This is a genomic window from Methanosphaerula palustris E1-9c (genome assembly GCF_000021965.1).
GTDB lineage: Archaea > Halobacteriota > Methanomicrobia > Methanomicrobiales > Methanospirillaceae > Methanosphaerula > Methanosphaerula palustris.
On sequence record NC_011832.1, the window covers coordinates 2,139,095 to 2,154,067 of the forward strand.

General features: G+C 57.3%; 20 protein-coding genes. 14 read left to right on the forward strand and 6 right to left on the reverse strand.

Annotation, left to right across the window (positions count from 1 at the left end; genetic code table 11):
- Nucleotides 1–26: 26 nt before the first annotated feature.
- The gene (locus MPAL_RS10065; protein ID WP_012618637.1) at nt 27–899 is read right to left on the reverse strand and encodes a methanogenesis marker 12 protein; all 873 of its coding nucleotides are present in this window, start codon (nt 897–899) and stop codon (nt 27–29) included.
- 36 nt (nt 900–935) lie between these two features.
- Between MPAL_RS10065 and MPAL_RS10070 the strand changes: the two genes are divergently transcribed.
- The 5 genes from MPAL_RS10070 to mch all read left to right on the forward strand — a co-directional run bounded on the left by MPAL_RS10070 (nt 936) and on the right by mch (nt 6,023).
- Entirely contained in the window at nt 936–1,877 is a 942-nt protein-coding gene (locus tag MPAL_RS10070; RefSeq protein ID WP_012618638.1) for an NAD-dependent epimerase/dehydratase family protein, read from the forward strand.
- A complete protein-coding gene (locus MPAL_RS10075; protein ID WP_012618639.1) occupies nt 1,874–3,025 on the forward strand; it encodes a cofactor-independent phosphoglycerate mutase in 1,152 nt (383 codons plus the stop codon). The genes MPAL_RS10070 and MPAL_RS10075 overlap by 4 nt, the downstream gene beginning before the upstream one ends.
- A 137-nt stretch (nt 3,026–3,162) precedes the next feature.
- On the forward strand, nt 3,163–3,846 hold the full coding sequence (locus tag MPAL_RS10080) for a hypothetical protein (protein ID WP_012618640.1): 684 nt from the start codon (nt 3,163–3,165) through the stop codon (nt 3,844–3,846).
- Nucleotides 3,847–3,877: 31 nt separating this feature from the next.
- Nucleotides 3,878–5,002, forward strand: coding sequence for an ORC1-type DNA replication protein (locus MPAL_RS10085; protein ID WP_012618641.1), 1,125 nt, complete (start codon nt 3,878–3,880; stop codon nt 5,000–5,002).
- Between the two features lie 73 nt (nt 5,003–5,075).
- Nucleotides 5,076–6,023: a methenyltetrahydromethanopterin cyclohydrolase gene (gene mch, locus MPAL_RS10090; protein ID WP_012618642.1), complete on the forward strand. Its 948-nt coding sequence runs from the start codon at nt 5,076–5,078 to the stop codon at nt 6,021–6,023.
- Nucleotides 6,024–6,097: 74 nt separating this feature from the next.
- Here mch and MPAL_RS14655 read toward each other — a convergent pair whose 3' ends face one another.
- The gene (locus MPAL_RS14655) at nt 6,098–6,424 is read right to left on the reverse strand and encodes an ATP-binding cassette domain-containing protein (protein ID WP_052292249.1); all 327 of its coding nucleotides are present in this window, start codon (nt 6,422–6,424) and stop codon (nt 6,098–6,100) included.
- Nucleotides 6,425–6,432: 8 nt separating this feature from the next.
- Between MPAL_RS14655 and MPAL_RS17685 the strand changes: the two genes are divergently transcribed.
- From MPAL_RS17685 to MPAL_RS10120, 6 genes are all read left to right on the forward strand, one after another.
- A complete protein-coding gene (locus MPAL_RS17685) occupies nt 6,433–6,849 on the forward strand; it encodes a hypothetical protein (RefSeq protein ID WP_052292250.1) in 417 nt (138 codons plus the stop codon).
- A 185-nt stretch (nt 6,850–7,034) separates the two neighbouring features.
- Entirely contained in the window at nt 7,035–7,373 is a 339-nt protein-coding gene (locus MPAL_RS10105) for a NifB/NifX family molybdenum-iron cluster-binding protein (protein ID WP_236610373.1), read from the forward strand.
- 36 nt (nt 7,374–7,409) lie between these two features.
- Nucleotides 7,410–7,646 (forward strand): hypothetical protein, encoded by a 237-nt coding sequence (locus MPAL_RS17020; RefSeq protein WP_012618644.1) that lies wholly within the window; start codon nt 7,410–7,412, stop codon nt 7,644–7,646.
- A 176-nt stretch (nt 7,647–7,822) separates the two neighbouring features.
- Complete coding sequence (locus tag MPAL_RS10110) at nt 7,823–8,179, forward strand: NifB/NifX family molybdenum-iron cluster-binding protein (protein ID WP_012618645.1); 357 nt, start codon at nt 7,823–7,825, stop codon at nt 8,177–8,179.
- Between the two features lie 132 nt (nt 8,180–8,311).
- Complete coding sequence (locus MPAL_RS10115) at nt 8,312–9,154, forward strand: Mrp/NBP35 family ATP-binding protein (RefSeq protein WP_148208214.1); 843 nt, start codon at nt 8,312–8,314, stop codon at nt 9,152–9,154.
- Between the two features lie 234 nt (nt 9,155–9,388).
- On the forward strand, nt 9,389–9,799 hold the full coding sequence (locus MPAL_RS10120) for a hypothetical protein (RefSeq protein WP_148208215.1): 411 nt from the start codon (nt 9,389–9,391) through the stop codon (nt 9,797–9,799).
- A 402-nt stretch (nt 9,800–10,201) separates the two neighbouring features.
- Here the strand turns inward: MPAL_RS10120 and MPAL_RS10125 are convergent, their stop codons facing one another.
- Complete coding sequence (locus MPAL_RS10125) at nt 10,202–10,705, reverse strand: hypothetical protein (protein ID WP_012618647.1); 504 nt, start codon at nt 10,703–10,705, stop codon at nt 10,202–10,204.
- A gap of 482 nt (nt 10,706–11,187) precedes the next feature.
- A complete protein-coding gene (locus tag MPAL_RS16315; RefSeq protein WP_158303668.1) occupies nt 11,188–11,364 on the reverse strand; it encodes a hypothetical protein in 177 nt (58 codons plus the stop codon).
- Here MPAL_RS16315 and MPAL_RS10135 point away from each other — a divergent pair.
- Nucleotides 11,347–11,673 (forward strand): ATP-binding protein, encoded by a 327-nt coding sequence (locus tag MPAL_RS10135; protein ID WP_048145329.1) that lies wholly within the window; start codon nt 11,347–11,349, stop codon nt 11,671–11,673. The two genes, MPAL_RS16315 and MPAL_RS10135, sit on opposite strands and share 18 nt — an antisense overlap.
- Nucleotides 11,674–12,579: 906 nt before the next feature.
- On the opposite strand, the gene MPAL_RS15915 is transcribed toward MPAL_RS10135, so the two are convergent.
- Both MPAL_RS15915 and MPAL_RS16320 read right to left on the reverse strand, forming a co-directional pair.
- Nucleotides 12,580–12,999 carry a hypothetical protein gene (locus MPAL_RS15915; RefSeq protein WP_148208216.1) on the reverse strand — a complete coding sequence of 140 codons (420 nt, stop codon included), beginning with the start codon at nt 12,997–12,999 and terminating at the stop codon, nt 12,580–12,582.
- 48 nt (nt 13,000–13,047) lie between these two features.
- Complete coding sequence (locus MPAL_RS16320) at nt 13,048–13,203, reverse strand: hypothetical protein (protein ID WP_158303646.1); 156 nt, start codon at nt 13,201–13,203, stop codon at nt 13,048–13,050.
- Here MPAL_RS16320 and MPAL_RS10140 point away from each other — a divergent pair.
- Both MPAL_RS10140 and MPAL_RS10145 read left to right on the forward strand, forming a co-directional pair.
- Nucleotides 13,202–14,188: an alpha/beta hydrolase family protein gene (locus tag MPAL_RS10140; RefSeq protein ID WP_012618648.1), complete on the forward strand. Its 987-nt coding sequence runs from the start codon at nt 13,202–13,204 to the stop codon at nt 14,186–14,188. The genes MPAL_RS16320 and MPAL_RS10140 overlap by 2 nt on opposite strands.
- A 554-nt stretch (nt 14,189–14,742) precedes the next feature.
- Entirely contained in the window at nt 14,743–14,970 is a 228-nt protein-coding gene (locus tag MPAL_RS10145) for a hypothetical protein (RefSeq protein WP_148208217.1), read from the forward strand.
- The last annotated feature ends 3 nt before the right edge of the window (nt 14,971–14,973 follow it).

A 14,973-nucleotide genomic window follows, 5' to 3' on the forward strand; every position in this document is an offset into this window, starting at 1 on the left:
ATCTTACATGATAAATCAATATAAATCTACAGCTTGACGACCAGCCCGAGTATCTCCTTCCTCCCATGAAAGACATCCCGCGCAATCAGGGAGAGTCCCCCGGCAGCGGCCCATTCATCATAGACCACCGGCTGCATCTGCAGCAGTTCGGCGACCTCCGGGGCAACTGCCGGAGCCAGGGATCCGGCGAGCACGACCTTCGCCGACCGATTGAGCAGCAGCATGGCCGCACACTCCATCGCCGCAAACATCGCAACGGTCCGGACCTGCTCCTCTTCCGGCATCCGACACCCGACGCCGGCCGAGAGGAAGGCTTCGTTGGCGGTGCACTCGCCGCCGTCGATACGACGGATCGCGTCGACGTCCAGCGCACCATGACGGGTGCCGGGGGCGAAGATGCAGGCGTCGAAGGCGCCGGTGATCGTACCTCCGGTGACCAGCAGGGTCACGGTGTTGGAGGAGATGTCAGAGATCACCAGGTCGGGCCCCTGGTCGAGGAAGGCTTTGTAGGCGATCCCGATCTTCTCCGGGCTGGTCTGGTGCGAGTAGGCCTTGAACCGCGGATCGGTCGGGGAGTTCCGGTGCAGTCCGGGGATCACCAGGGCAGGAAGGCCGCTCTCCCGTATAGCATCATAGACCCGGGTCCCGCCACCGATATGCTCGCCGGCCCCGTCCCTGCTGACGACACCCCGGTTGTCGACCTGTTCGATCGGGGTGATCGCGCTGATCCCGTCTCCCATCGAGTAGCAGACGGCGATTCCTTCAATCTCATCGAGCGGGCAGAGTTTTTCAAGTGCAGAGACCTCAAACGTCCGCGCCTCTTCACGGGAGATCTTGAACGATGCGCCGTCGCCGGCAAACCGCATCGCCGTCGTCCCATGGTCGATCCCAATGAACATAGCAGTACTCCTATAGAGGTGGATACATAATATCCTATGATGTTCAGTGTGGTGACAGGCGGGGCCGGATTTATCGGATCCCACATTGTGGATGCACTGGTGGCGCAGGGTGACCGCGTGCTGGTGATCGATGATCTGAGTACAGGGGACCGGACGAACCTGGCGGCGGCCGAGCGGTCCGGACAGGTTGAGATCCTTACAGCCGACCTGCTCGCGGACGGATGGCAGCAGACGATCGCCGGGGCCGACCGGGTCTTCCACATCGCCGCAGACCCCGATGTTCGGGGCGGGGCATCCTCACCTGACGCAATGTTCCGGTACAGTGTCGTGATGACCGAGCGGGTGCTCGAGGCGATGCGGGAGCAGCATGTCAGCAACCTGATCTTCACCTCCACCTCCACCGTCTACGGCGAGGCGACCGTGATCCCGACCCCGGAGTCGTACACCCCGATGGAACCGATATCGGTCTATGGTGCAGGGAAACTCGCCTCTGAAGCGATCATCTCGGCCTACTGCCACTCGTTTCAGATGAAGGCCTGGGTCTTCCGGTTCGCCAACGTCATCGGGGCCCGCTCCAACCACGGGATCCTCTGGGACTTCATGCACAAGTTGAAGCAGAACCCGACAGACCTTGAGATCCTTGGGGACGGGACCCAGACCAAGTCATACATCGAGGTGCACGCCTGTGTCGAGGCGATCCTCTATGTCCTCGCCCATACAGACCAGACCGTCAACACCTACAACATCGGTTCAGAGGACTGGATCGATGTGACCGGGATCGCCGACCTGGTCGTGGCGGCGATGGAGCTCCCCGGGGTCACCTACCACTACACCGGCGGCAAGCGGGGATGGGTGGGAGATGTTCCGAAGATGCAGCTCGCCGTCGACCGGCTGAAGACACTCGGCTGGACGCCGACGATCAACTCACGGGAGAGTATGGAGGTCGCGATGCAGGCGATGCTGGAGGACCAGGCGTGAAGTACCTGCTCGTCCTCGGAGACGGAATGGCCGACGAACCGATCCCGGAGCTGGGTAACCGGACGCCGCTCGCCTATGCGAACACCCCGAACATGGATCGGATCGCACGCGAGGGGAGGTCCGGGCAGGTGCAGACGGTCCCGGACGGTTTTGAACCCGGCAGCGATGTCGCCAACCTCTCGATCCTCGGCTATCATCCGGCCCGGTTCTATACCGGCCGGGGTCCACTCGAGGCCGTGAACATGGGGGTCGACCTGACCGACGACCAGATCGCCTACCGCTGCAACCTGGTCACGATCAGAGACGGGGTGATGCAGGACTTCAGCGCCGGGCATATCACCTCAGCCGAGGGGGCGGCCCTGTTCAAATCCCTGCAGGAGTACCTGCCGGAGGTGAAGCTCGTCTCAGGGGTCAGTTACCGGAATCTGCTGGTCGTCGACAGGGGGAGGGGGGCCGAGGGAAAGGCACCCCACGACATCGTCGGCGAGGAGATCGAGCAGTACCTGCCGCACGGTGAGGATGCACCACTGCTTCGGGCCTGCATCGAGAAGAGCATCGAGGTCTTCGCCGATCACCCGGTGAACCGGGACCGCCTGGCCAGGGGATTGCCGGCTGCGACGATGATCTGGCCGTGGAGCGGTGGCAAGCGCCCGGCTCTGATCCCATTTCAGGAGAAGTACGGAAAGAAGGGCGGGATGATCTCGGCGGTCGACCTGCTGAACGGGATCGCCCGGTACGCGGATATGAAGGTGATCACCGTCCCCGGGGCGACCGGTTACCTGGACACCGACTACCAGGCCAAGGCCCGGTATGCCATCGAGGCGCTCAAAGACCTCGACTTTCTGTACCTGCATGTCGAGGCCCCGGACGAGGCCGGGCATCTCGGCTCGCTCAAGGAGAAGGTGAAGGCGATCGAACGGGTCGACGAGATGATCGGCACCATCATGGCCGGCTTCGACGGCGTGATTGCCGTGCTCCCCGACCATGCCACCCCAATCCGGCTGAAGACCCATACGCGAGGTCCGGTCCCCTGTGCAGTGCTCGGAAAGGGAAAGGATGAGACAGAAGTATTCTCAGAAGAAGCGGCGGCGAACGGGTCGCTCGGGATGATCCGGGGGGATCTGTTCCTGACGGAACTCTTCTCCTGATCAGAACGGCATCAGACCCCAGCCTCATCACCATCATCAGTGGGGGTAACTCTCATCATCTGCCCGGTCCTGGTCAGGATCATGGGGTTCCACCCCCATAGTCAGAGATAAATAAGAATCCTATCACTATTGATACTATGCCAGGGAAGAAGAGCCTCACGATCGGGATCACGGTCAATCTGGAGAATTACGAGAACCTGCGCCTCGAGGTGACCGGAGAGGTTGCCGACCAGCAGGAAGTGAAGGATCTGGTCGGATTCCTCGACCAGACGCTCACCAATTTTGGAAGAGGGAACCCTGCCACCATTGCGCTGATCGAGAAATACCGGGCCAGGGTTTTATCCACGGGGGACGGCTCAGCCTCCACTCTAGAGCCGGCCCTCTATTCCCAGGAACCTGAACCGGAGTGGCCTGAAATGGAAGTGCCCGCCCCCTTGCCCGTGCAGCAGCCCCTGACGCCACCCGCAGAAGCGGCCCCGGCACCAACTCCGACCCCGGCCACTGAGCCGGCGGTGCCAGCGAAGGAAACAACCAGATCAAAGACGTTCCCGGCGCAGAAGCCTGAAAAGCCAAAGAAAGAGGAGAAGCCTGCACCGGCGATTCAGCCTGAGCCCACACCAGTGGCTCCAACCCCGACCCAGGCCCCCCCGGCGCCGGCGCCTGTTGCGGCACCGGTGGCTGCGCCCACGGCTCCATCACAGGCTGCACCATCCGGGGCCAGTTGTGAGATCTGCGGCTGCGCGGTCAGCTCCTCTGAACAGAAGATGTCGCAGCTCTTCATGAGCAGGACGCTCTGCAAGGCCTGCATGAAGACCGCATGACGAGGGGGGGTGCAGCAGCACAGAAAGGGATATGACCGTACGACCGTTGATGTGGGACGAGACGCTCTTCAAGGACCACGAGGTCTTTGAAGTCGACTTCGTCCCCGACGAGATCCACTTCCGCGAGGAGCAGATGCGCGAGCTCGTCTACCAGCTCAGACCCGGGATCTCCGGGTCCCGGCCGCTGAACACGCTCGTCAAAGGTGTGCCGGGCACCGGAAAGACGACCAGTGTCAAGAAGGTCTTTTCTGAGATCGAGGAGAGCACCAGGAAACTGGTCCCGGTCTATGTGAACTGCCAGATCGACAACACCCAGTTCGGGATCTTCTCCCAGATCTACTACCGGCTCTCCGGCCATCTCCCCCGTTCCACCGGCCTCTCCTCGAAGCGGGTCTTCGACTCGATCGGAAAGATCCTGGAGCAGGACGGAACGGTGCTGGTGGTCGCCCTCGACGATGCGAACTACCTGCTCTATGAGAACGAGATCAACAAGGTGCTCTACACGCTCCTCCGGTCCCACGAGGTCTATCCGGATACCAGGATCGGGGTGATCACGATCATCAGCGACCTCTCGGTGGACCTGATGAGCAGGATCGATCAGCGGGTCCAGTCGGTCTTCCGACCGAACGAGATCTACTTTCCCCCCTACACCTGTGTCGAGGCCAAACAGATCCTCTCAGACCGGGCAGAACAGGGGTTCTATCCGAACGTGCTCCCTGAAGCAGTGCTGGACCTCGTGGTCGACAGGACGATGAATGCCGGCGACCTCCGGGTCGGGATCGACCTCTTAAAGCGGGCCGGACTGCATGCAGAGACCGCGGCGCGGCGGGTGATCGAGGAGGGTGATGTCTGTAAGGCCTTCGAGGCCTCCACGTCCCTGCACCTGCTCGCCACGATCCGGACGTTCAAAGAGGAGGAGAAGGTGCTCCTCCGGTTGCTCGCAGAGCAGTCACAACAGGAGAGCGAGATCTCAGTCGGGGAGTTCTCCCGCTCGGTCGGGGATAACCTCCCCTATGGCTATACCCGGATCTATGAGATGATCAGCAAGTTCGAAGCGATGCATCTGGTCGATATCAGATATCGGGGAGGGCGTGGCCGTTCACGCCTGCTGACCCTCAGGTACGACCCCCAGTTGGTGCTCGACACCCTGAAGTGACCGGTTTTTGAGATCATTTTGAAAAATCTTATCTATTCTGCAACCGTCCTTATTGGCATAAGGGGGTTTACCTGTGCTCAGTGTGAATGAATTAGCATTAGAGATTTTTGAGAATTTAGCAGAATTTGCAGAGGAGTTTAATGCCGCCTACCATGAACTTGGCAATGGGGCACGTATTGTTGACTGTGGTGTAAGCACACGCGGAGGATACTCTGCAGGGCGTGCCTTCACCGAGATCTGTATGGGTGGCCTCGGCGAGGTCAACTTCAGGATGGGCGAGATCAGCGGGATCCCGATGCCATTCATCGACGTGAACACCGATTTCCCCTCGATCTCGTGCCTGGGGGCACAGAAGGCCGGCTGGACGGTCAAGGTGGGCAACTACTTTGCGATGGGAAGCGGACCGGCACGGGCGCTCGCCCTCAAGCCGAAGCACACCTATGAGGTGATCGGCTACGAGGACGACTTCGACTCGGCCGTGATCGCCCTCGAGAGCGACCACCTGCCCAACGGCGAGGTGATGGAGAAGATCGCAGCAGAGTGCCATGTGGATGTCGGCAATGTCTGCGCGGTCGTCGCCCCGACGGCATCGCCGGTCGGTTCGATCCAGGTCTCAGGCCGCTGTGTCGAGACGGCCATCTACAAGCTGAACGAGCTCGGCTTCGACACCACCAAGATCATCTCGGCGATCGGGTCTGCACCGATTCCACCGGTGAAGAAGGACGCGACCCGTGCAATGGGCTGCACCAACGACGCGACCATCTACCACGGTAGAATCCTGCTGACGATGAAGGCACCCGAGATCAAGGATTACCTGGACAAGATCCCATCCAACAAGTCCAAGGGTTACGGCAAGCCGTTCTATGATATCTTCAAGGAGGCAGAGTTCGACTTCTACAAGATCGATACGTCGCTCTTCTCCCCGGCAGAGGTCATCATCAACGAGCTGACCGAGGGTGTGGTCTACCACGTCGGCGCAGTAAACCCAGAGGTCACCCTGAAGTCCTTCGGGCTCCTCTGATCCATTTTTTCGATACTTTTTCGTAGAATCATCCCTGTTAAGAGCGCAGGGTATCGCCGGCGGGAACCTGGTCTTCAGGAGAGAGGTACTGAGGCAGGCCCAGTGTTCGGCAGAGTCGGATCGTGATCGGCGGCTCCCATTCGAGTTCCACAAGAACAGACGATCAGGAGAAGAGATCGGACGGGGTCCCGTTGACGCTGGCCACGCGAGAGGGACAAGGGGGGGCTGCTCGCGAATGGTTCAAACCCGGCCTCCATAATTACGTTCGCAATGCGTTCTTTCAGATTGACGACACCGTAGTTCACCAGCCCAAACCCGATCTCACGGGTGACCGTGTCCATGAAGAGCTGGTTGTCCGGGTTCTGAAAGGGGTAGCCGACCGTACGGGCAAGCGAAGCCATATGGACTCATGGTGTACGTCCCGATCACCGAGGAGGACCCGCCCCTCGGTCGCCTGGAGAAATCCGATCAGGTGTCAGCCCATCGTCGACTTTCCTGCTCCGTTCCGACCGATGATCGCCACAAACTCCCCCTTCCCAATCCGACAGGAGACCTGGTCGAAAACCAGATGCCGGCCGGGAAGCACCGGCTTGTGTTGAAGTTCCCAGGCGACTATGCCAACATCACAGGGTCGTCTTCGCCTGAATGGGCGGAAGGACAATCTCTTTTTTTATTCCGGCTTATCATTCGCGGGTCTTCGCCGATCCAGCCGGTGCAGCTCCAGCATCGCTACCATCCATCGACCCGGCTTAAGAAGGATGTTGAAATCCGGATAGAACCCTCGGAAAAAATGATAGAAGAGATCGATATTACCGAGGAGACCTGACCTGGGCCAGTCATTATCGTAGGGGAACGTCTCGCAGACCTTGCAGTGGGGGGGACTGAATCTGAAGAGCGCACGTCCCGATTCCATTGCCGACGTGTCTGCCGCCGTCATCACATCCGGCTTTCGGATCCTGTATCCATAGGTTTATCCATTATGCCCATATGAGTAATAAATAACGGAGCAGGATGATGAAGATCTGTATAACCGCAAAAGGAGTGACACCAGCTGCAATGGTCGAAGAACGGTTCGGACGGGCACCGTATTTTATCATCATGGAGCGTGAGAACCGGACCTTTGAAGCTATCAAGAACCCGTTGGCGGCAGAGACAGGAGGTGTCGGCCCCAGGGTCGCACAGTTGTTGATCGCTCACAAGGTGGATGCCCTGGTCAGCGGTCTGGTCGGAGGAAATGCACAGGCCGTCCTGGCTTCAGCTGGAATTGGCATGTACACCTACAAGGCCGGCGGATCGGTCATGGATGCCTTCGAGCAGTGTAAGAAGGGAACGCTTGAAGAGACTGCGTAAGGTGATGGAGACGGTACCACAGAGGAGGGCCAGGCATTGAAGATCGCCGTCGCAAGCGGCAAAAGGGGTACCGGCCTGCAGATTGACAGGACGCTCAGGTATCTGAAAGACCGGAACCTCGCCGTTCTTCACACCTGCCACTGCACCGCCCTCGCTGCGAAGGTCGCCCCGCTTCGGGAGACCGGCGTGGGGTTACAACTAGAGTATGATGATCGAAACCGGATACCGACGTATTCCCGCTCCCCGGGGTGTTGCCCCAACAGATGTCTTTAATTATTTATGCTCATATGAGTAATTATGGCACCTGAACCGATGCCTGTAGGATTTCTGTGCCAGGATTGAACAGAACCGGACCACTGGGTAGTGGTCCGATGAGCAGTAGGGGATTTGAAATTGGTGGCGGTAGGCGCCTCCAGGAATGAGCATTCACTATTATTCGAGGTTTTTTCATGAAAGTTGCAATTGCAAAAGATGGAGATTTTGTGTCCGAGCATTTCGGGCACTGTAAGGAATATGCACTGTTCGTTGTCGAAAATTCAAAGATCACCTCGCAGGAGATCCTTGTGAGCCCCGGGCACGAGCCGGGAAAACTGCCGGCTCTGCTTGCCGAGCATAAGGTTACCCACGTCCTTGCAGGCGGGATGGGGCCAGCAGCGGTGGACCTGTTCTGTGCAACGAATATCGAGGTATTCCTTGGAGTACAGGGTAAAATCGAGACCGTCATCAGGGATTTCATAGCAGGGAAGGTTGAACAGGGTGAGAGCAGTTGCTCCCATGGCCCCGATCACGAAGGGTGCACCCATTGACCTCTGAAAACCACAGCACCTTCTAAAAGAGATGATGACCGCCTGACTGTTCCCCGGGATCAGAGATCGTGAATTCGTGCAGGAGCCCGAATACGGCCTCTCAACGGGTAAGCATGTATGATACTGACCACTATGACAACAAATACTGATGAACACCCGGAAACGAAGGGTGCATCCTATGCCCCAAAAGGGCTGCCACCAAAAGCAGCGATCGATGTCAAACACGTTATCCTCGTATTGAGCGGCAAGGGGGGGGTCGGAAAATCAACCGTATCCGTCAACCTTGCATCCGCACTATCAGCTCACGGGAGACAGGTCGGACTGCTCGATCTCGACATCCATGGTCCCAGCATTCCCAAGATGCTGGGTATCGAAGATCAGAAACCTGGCGTGCTGAACAAAATTCTGGAACCGGTTCACGTAACCGGGACGCTCGCGGTCATGTCGATGGCGTTCCTGCTACCGGATACCAGTTCCCCGGTGATCTGGCGGGGGCCGATGAAGATGTCGGTGATCCAGCAGTTTCTCACTGAAGTGAACTGGGGGGCGCTTGACTATCTGATCGTGGACCTCCCTCCAGGTACCGGGGACGAAGCACTCTCCATCATCCAGCTCGCACCAAATGTCCAGGGCGCCGTCATTGTCACCACCCCACAGGATATGGCAGTGCTCGACGCGATGAAGGCAGTGAAGTTCATCGAAAAACTGGAGGTACCGGTTCTCGGGATCATCGAGAACATGAGCGGCATGATCTGTCCCCAATGCGGGGAGACCATCGACCTGTTCGGCAGGGGGGGTGGGGAGAAGGCCGCAGAGGAACTGGGCATACCCTACCTTGGCTCCATCCCGCTCGATCCGGAGATGGTGAAGGCCGGAGACGAGGGGCGACCGTATGTCCTCCGCCATGCGGATACCCCCACATGGAAAGCAGTGGATCTGGTGATGGAAAACCTGGTAAACCTGGTTGAATCCTGAAGTATTCCTTTTTCCGGCGCTATTCTGACAGAGATCCCGAGATCCAGGGGTTCGCCTTTCAGTCTTTCATTGAATCAGTACACCCTGCGGTGTAATCCCGCCGTATCGGTCCTAACTGGAGTTGATGCTGTTCTCCGGGTCTGTATCGTGGCATCCAATCAGTATCCCGGGGTTCTGCCACTGTGGTGCATTCACTCAGATATCCTGGATCCATTTCAGTACCGGGGTAAACCGATGACCCCAGCACAAGACATTGAACATCAGAATCCAGGAATCCTCAGCCCCTTCTGTTTACCAGAGCGGACAGGCAACCAGTACATTCTGTCTGGGACCTGCCCGGCGGGGAGGGCATGCCGGCCACCAGAGCCAGACAGGGAGGGGCGTACGCAGTCGCGACCCGGTTCCGGCAGCAGGGCTACCTGGTGGTCAGGCCCTGACCCGGCACCATGCCCTCCGACCTGCTTGGTCTGGTCATCCGAGGAACTGGTGCTGGTCGTGATCAAGCGGATCCGGCAAAGACCCCTGTCACTTCATGCGATCGCAGACCAGTATCGGGAGGAGATTCTGACCCTCCGCGGTCTCCTGAATCTGGGGGGATCCCGCTGTTCGTACCAGTTCTGGCTCTCGACCTCCTGCCATGGCTAGCGGGTCTTCGAGGTGATGAAGGGCGGGATCCAGGAGATCACCCGGGATCTCTGATCATGCTCTGAAAAGAAACAAAATCGTTGAAACGATTGTACGTATAAGAAAATTGGCTCCGTAACACATTTTGGGGATGTGGTTATAATGAGCGCCCCGGAGCCACAGGCATGTACCCTATTACTGTTCCCGGTTAATCAGGTTTTCGTTTTTTAGAAAATGTACGTGATGCAATGATCCGAGTAAGGCAACGAAAAAGAACCGGGGCCGCCCCCAAAACGACCCCGATAACGAATGCCTGTGACGATTTTTCCATTATTTCTGGGTGACGTACTCAGAACGATGAAGGGTATTCCTCAACACATCTGGATGAACGGGGCGAAATGAGTGAGGTGGTTACCTCCCCACTCAGGCCAGGGCCGGCACTCCGTCCGCCCAGGTCTCGATCTTCGTCCTGATCGCGTCATCGGTGTACGATGCGATCGTGACACGGTCCTTGGAGAATGAGACCGTATAGACCTCGCCGTTCGCGTCGTGGCACTTCAGCGTGAGCGAATAGGTGTCGTCGGCCGGGTTGTGCGACGGGGTGCCACCGATCGCGGTCTGCAGCGCCGTATCTGCGGTGATGGCCGTGATCGCAGCGTTGAAGCCGGCCGTGGTGGGTGCCTTCGCCGACACCGTCCCGACGGTCTTCGCGTCGCCGTCCTGGTAGGCGATCCGGGCGGTATATGCCTCCTTGCTTGTGGTGACCGGGTTGTAGGTGGTTGAACCAACCAGGTAGACAGTACATGCCCAGGGGTTGCCTGAGACCACACCATCGATGATGGTGTTGAACGCGGAAAGATCCGCGATCGGTGCAGCGAGTTTCCTCACTGCGGTTTTGGTGATGGACGATTCAAGAAATTCTCCCATGATGATTGCTCCGTGCGGCTGGCCTCTGCCCCCTCGCAGAAGTCAGCCGACACTGAAATCATTGATGGATAGATACCTAATTATTCACGCGTTCTTTCATCGGTTGCGGCTGCTCGCCTCATTGCGCGATTGTCGGACGCCGGCACAGCGAAACAGATCAAATTTGTGCCCGCGGTTATTGAAAAAATCGGGAATGATCTGTTCAGGTTGAACCCGTCGGCCCAGGCTTCACAGTTCGTGAGGATCGAGTCATCACTGTATCATGAGATCGTGATCTGATGACCTGTAACCGGCCTTGGCCAGGGAACCAAAGCATTAATCCACCTGAATTTCTTCTTCTAAAAATAGTTCTATGGAGCGCTTCAACATATTCGAGACCCTACCAACGAAACTCGGCCGGTGGAAGGTTATCAATCTGCTAATCGTTCCATCATATCTCGTTGTCACCGCAGACCTCTTCCTCCTTGGCAGCACGGCCACCTTCACCAACCACATGGTTCTCCTGCTTTTGAACTCCGGATCCATGCGGTCGGCGGCTCTGCGGTCGTCGACCCGCTCCCGATTGTCATGGCTGACCCGTCGCAGCTCGAGCAGGTCTTCACAAACCTGATCGAGAATGCGTCAAGTACCGGCGGCCGGAGGTGTCGGCTGTTATCCATATCTCAGCCGTTCGTCACGGCGACTTGCGGGAGTTCGCTGTCGGGGATAACGGGATCGGGATCGAACACGAGTACTTCGACCAGATCTTCGAACTGTTCAGCCGGCTCAAAACCACGGACGAGCAAGAGGGGACCAGGATCGGTCTTGTGATCGTCAGGAAGATCATCGAGCGACATGGGGGAGAATATGGGTCGAGTTCACGTCAGACAGGGGATCCACGTTCCGCTTCACCCTTCCAGGAGAAATCTTTAAGGGGGGTGAGACAGATGAATGATATCCCCTCCTTCCAGGGCTCGGTAGTTCGCTGATTTTACAAAACGCCGAGATTTACCATTGAACATCTATCAGGCCGAGTGCGGGGCCTAGTATAACTGAAGGAGACTTGGAGTGTTGATGAATGAAAAAGATACAGAGGAAAATTAGTTAAGTACTGATGATTGATCCCGCCTGATTTTTTTCCGAATGCCCCACTCTATGTCGGTTCGGTGCTACTGGGTACATTCCTGCTTGCGGTGCCGCCTCTTGTCTTCATGAAATTCAAAAAGCCGGAATAGGCCACAGATACCCAATCTGAAGAGGTAAAAACGGAATAAAAGGCAATGATAGGCCGTCCCGGATCCCGCTCAACAAATTTTTCTCAGATTAACTCCCATCGTACTAATCTCCGGAATAGCCGGTAAGAAAATGTGAAAAAGATAAAATGATTCCGAAATCGTACAAATTTGTTCAAACCACATAAATCCGACCAGAATAATGCTATCAGGTTTTCGGCAGATCAGTACTCCCATGGGGGCTGTCAAAAGTATGCAGGTACAGATCCACTTTCAGGTCTGCCCAGTCTGCGGACGGCTGAAAAATTAATGTTTTGTTGAACGGTTTCTCAAAATCAATGCTACAATTAGCACAATGATTGAAAGAGTTAATATGTACCAATCATACTCGAATAAATTCTGGTGAAGAGAAGTTCTTGCAATACTGATGACGGTTATCACTGCAATACCTAACCAAAACCCAATTATCAAATTCCAGTGGATTTTCATCATAATGACGATCTCGAGTCGAATGTAGTACTCATAATATTAGTTATTTTGGCTCTGCAAACCAGTATATCGGTTTTTACGCTGCCAAGTTTCGGAATTCAGTACGTAGCTAATTTTGTGAGACGCCCAAATGTCTCATTGATCATTGATGTCAGGGCAGAATAAAAAAAATATCTAATATCCTTGCAGGCTTCCCTGATACTGGAGCCGGAGGGGGTCCGCGTCCAACCCAGGTAACCCAACCATCCGGTCTGCGTAGCGGAGCCGGGGCCGGCTGAGCGTAGGAAGCCCCGTGCTGGCGGGGGCGGGTGTGGGTGGTGGAACCAATACGACCCAGGCGAACGGCCGAGTGAGCTCCAGGACCTGCAGCGGCGGCACCTCGATCGGCACTAGCCGGCGGCCGGCTGCCAGGGAATGAGGAACGCTCGCCCATGACCGGGAGGGCAATCCCGCACGGTACCCAGACCGAAGAAGACTGACCAGATAATAGCCCGCCGACCGGAGATTGTGAGCCGGCCGAACTCCCTTTTCACGTCGCGGCCTTAAGTCCCAGACGACAGGTCGACGGACGCAGACCGTATCGCATCTGACCATCAGAAGTGAAGAAAAAATGAGCTGAGGGTCTCAGAGGGAGTTGAAGAGTTAGACGACGTCAGCGAAGCCGATCCGGCTGTTGCTGTAGTCGTCGACACGTCGAAGATGCATGTTCTCCAGATCCAGTCCTGTGAACTGTCGCTCTTCGCACTTTAGACACCCCTGAGTAGGTATTATACTATTTTCAATCCAAGAATGCTTCATGATGATCACATCTGAGGAGATCGCCTGGAACGTGGACGGAATTCCTGTACAGGGCACCCTGACACGGCCGGCGGGTGAGGGCCTTCACCCGGGGATCGTCTTTGTCGCCGGGAGCGGACCGACCGATCGGGACTGGTGTTCACCCTTAATACCGGGAACCAATGGCAGTGGTCGCCTGCTGGCTGAAGACCTCACCCGAGCAGGATTCATGACGTTGCGTTACGATAAACGGGCTTCTGGACCGCATGGACAGGAGAACGCCCGGCAGCTCGTGGGCAGGATCAGCATGCAGAGTCACCTCGACGAGCTGTCAGGTGCGGTCGACGCCCTGCTCGCCGACGGCGCAATGGATCCCGCCCGACTATTCGTGCTGACGAACAGCGAGGGGACCATCCACGCCCTGAACTATCAGGTGCAGGCGACGGAGAGGCGCTTTTCGGGCCTCGTGCTCACCGGCGCACCTGGCCGTTCCATCGGGCAGGTTGCCCGTAGCCAGATACTCGCACAGGTGAGAGACCTGCCAAACGGAGATCTGATGATGGACCAGTACGATGCGGCCATCGCTGCATTCGAGGCCGGCGAGTCGATACAGCCCGATCCATCGCTCCCCGAAGGGCTGCGGGTCCTGCTCCTCAGTCTTACGACTCCTGCAAACCTGCCGTTCGCGCGAGAACTCTGGTCGACCAATCCGTCCGACCTCATCACAAAGGTGAAGGAGCCCATCCTGGTCGTGATCGGCAAGAAAGACATCCAGGTCGACTGGAAGACCGACGATGGCCCGCTGGAGCAGGCGGCCTTTGGGAACGGCAACGTCGAGTTCGCGTACCCGGAGGAGGCCGACCACGTCCTGAAACATGAGGACCGGCTCCGGGAGATGCTCGCGGCCGCCGAGGTCGGGGCACACTACAACAGCGAAGATCGAGTGCTTGACGCTGCGGCTCTAACGGTCATCACACGCTGGATTCGTGACCGTGCCCGGCTATAATCGCATACAACTGTACCGATACGCTGCCCTACCAACTGACGCTCACGGAAGATTTCCGGCTCCAGAGTGCGGATCGTTCTGTCAGAAGTCCGCAGGTGATAGACGTTCCCAGAGCCGTCGGGCTGGTCCATCTCACCGGAGTCAATCACCGCCGCCCGAGATCGCCAGGTACTGAGCAAGGTCGGCCGCGTGGGCGTCGACGAAGTCTAGCCGTTCGGTGATACCAAGCAACACGGGCCGGCCCCCATGATTGTGACACCCGGACCAGGCCGGAGATACCGGGATCCATCAAGGGCGAAACCACCGTTACCATTAAGTGTGCCGGCCAGAATTGTCACCAACCTGTCACGTTTCGCGGCTTCAGCGGCGAGTTTTTAAAAATCGGTCTCGCCGTTCAGAACGAGATCCGCGTCTTTTTTCTTTTGGTTCGGGCAGTTCTTTGGTGAAATGATTATGGTCATAATTTACTATCATCCCCAGAATCGACAGGTATATACACTGATGTGAATAATTTTGGAATCGCGATGTTACTATCGCTTTTGGGGAAGAAAATAATGAGCACATCAGTTTTTTCATCATGCATGCGAGGAGCGATCCCGGATGCTGTAGAGGATCCGGGCAGGGCCATCGCCCTCGCCCCTGGCTTGAACGGCACGGTCCGGCTTTATCACGCCGACCGGGCGGTACACATCGATCACACCGCCCTGCGGGACACGGCAGTCATCCATGATGCCGCCCGTGGTATAACCAGGTCCCGGTTCGATCCGATACCTTCGGTGTGAGGT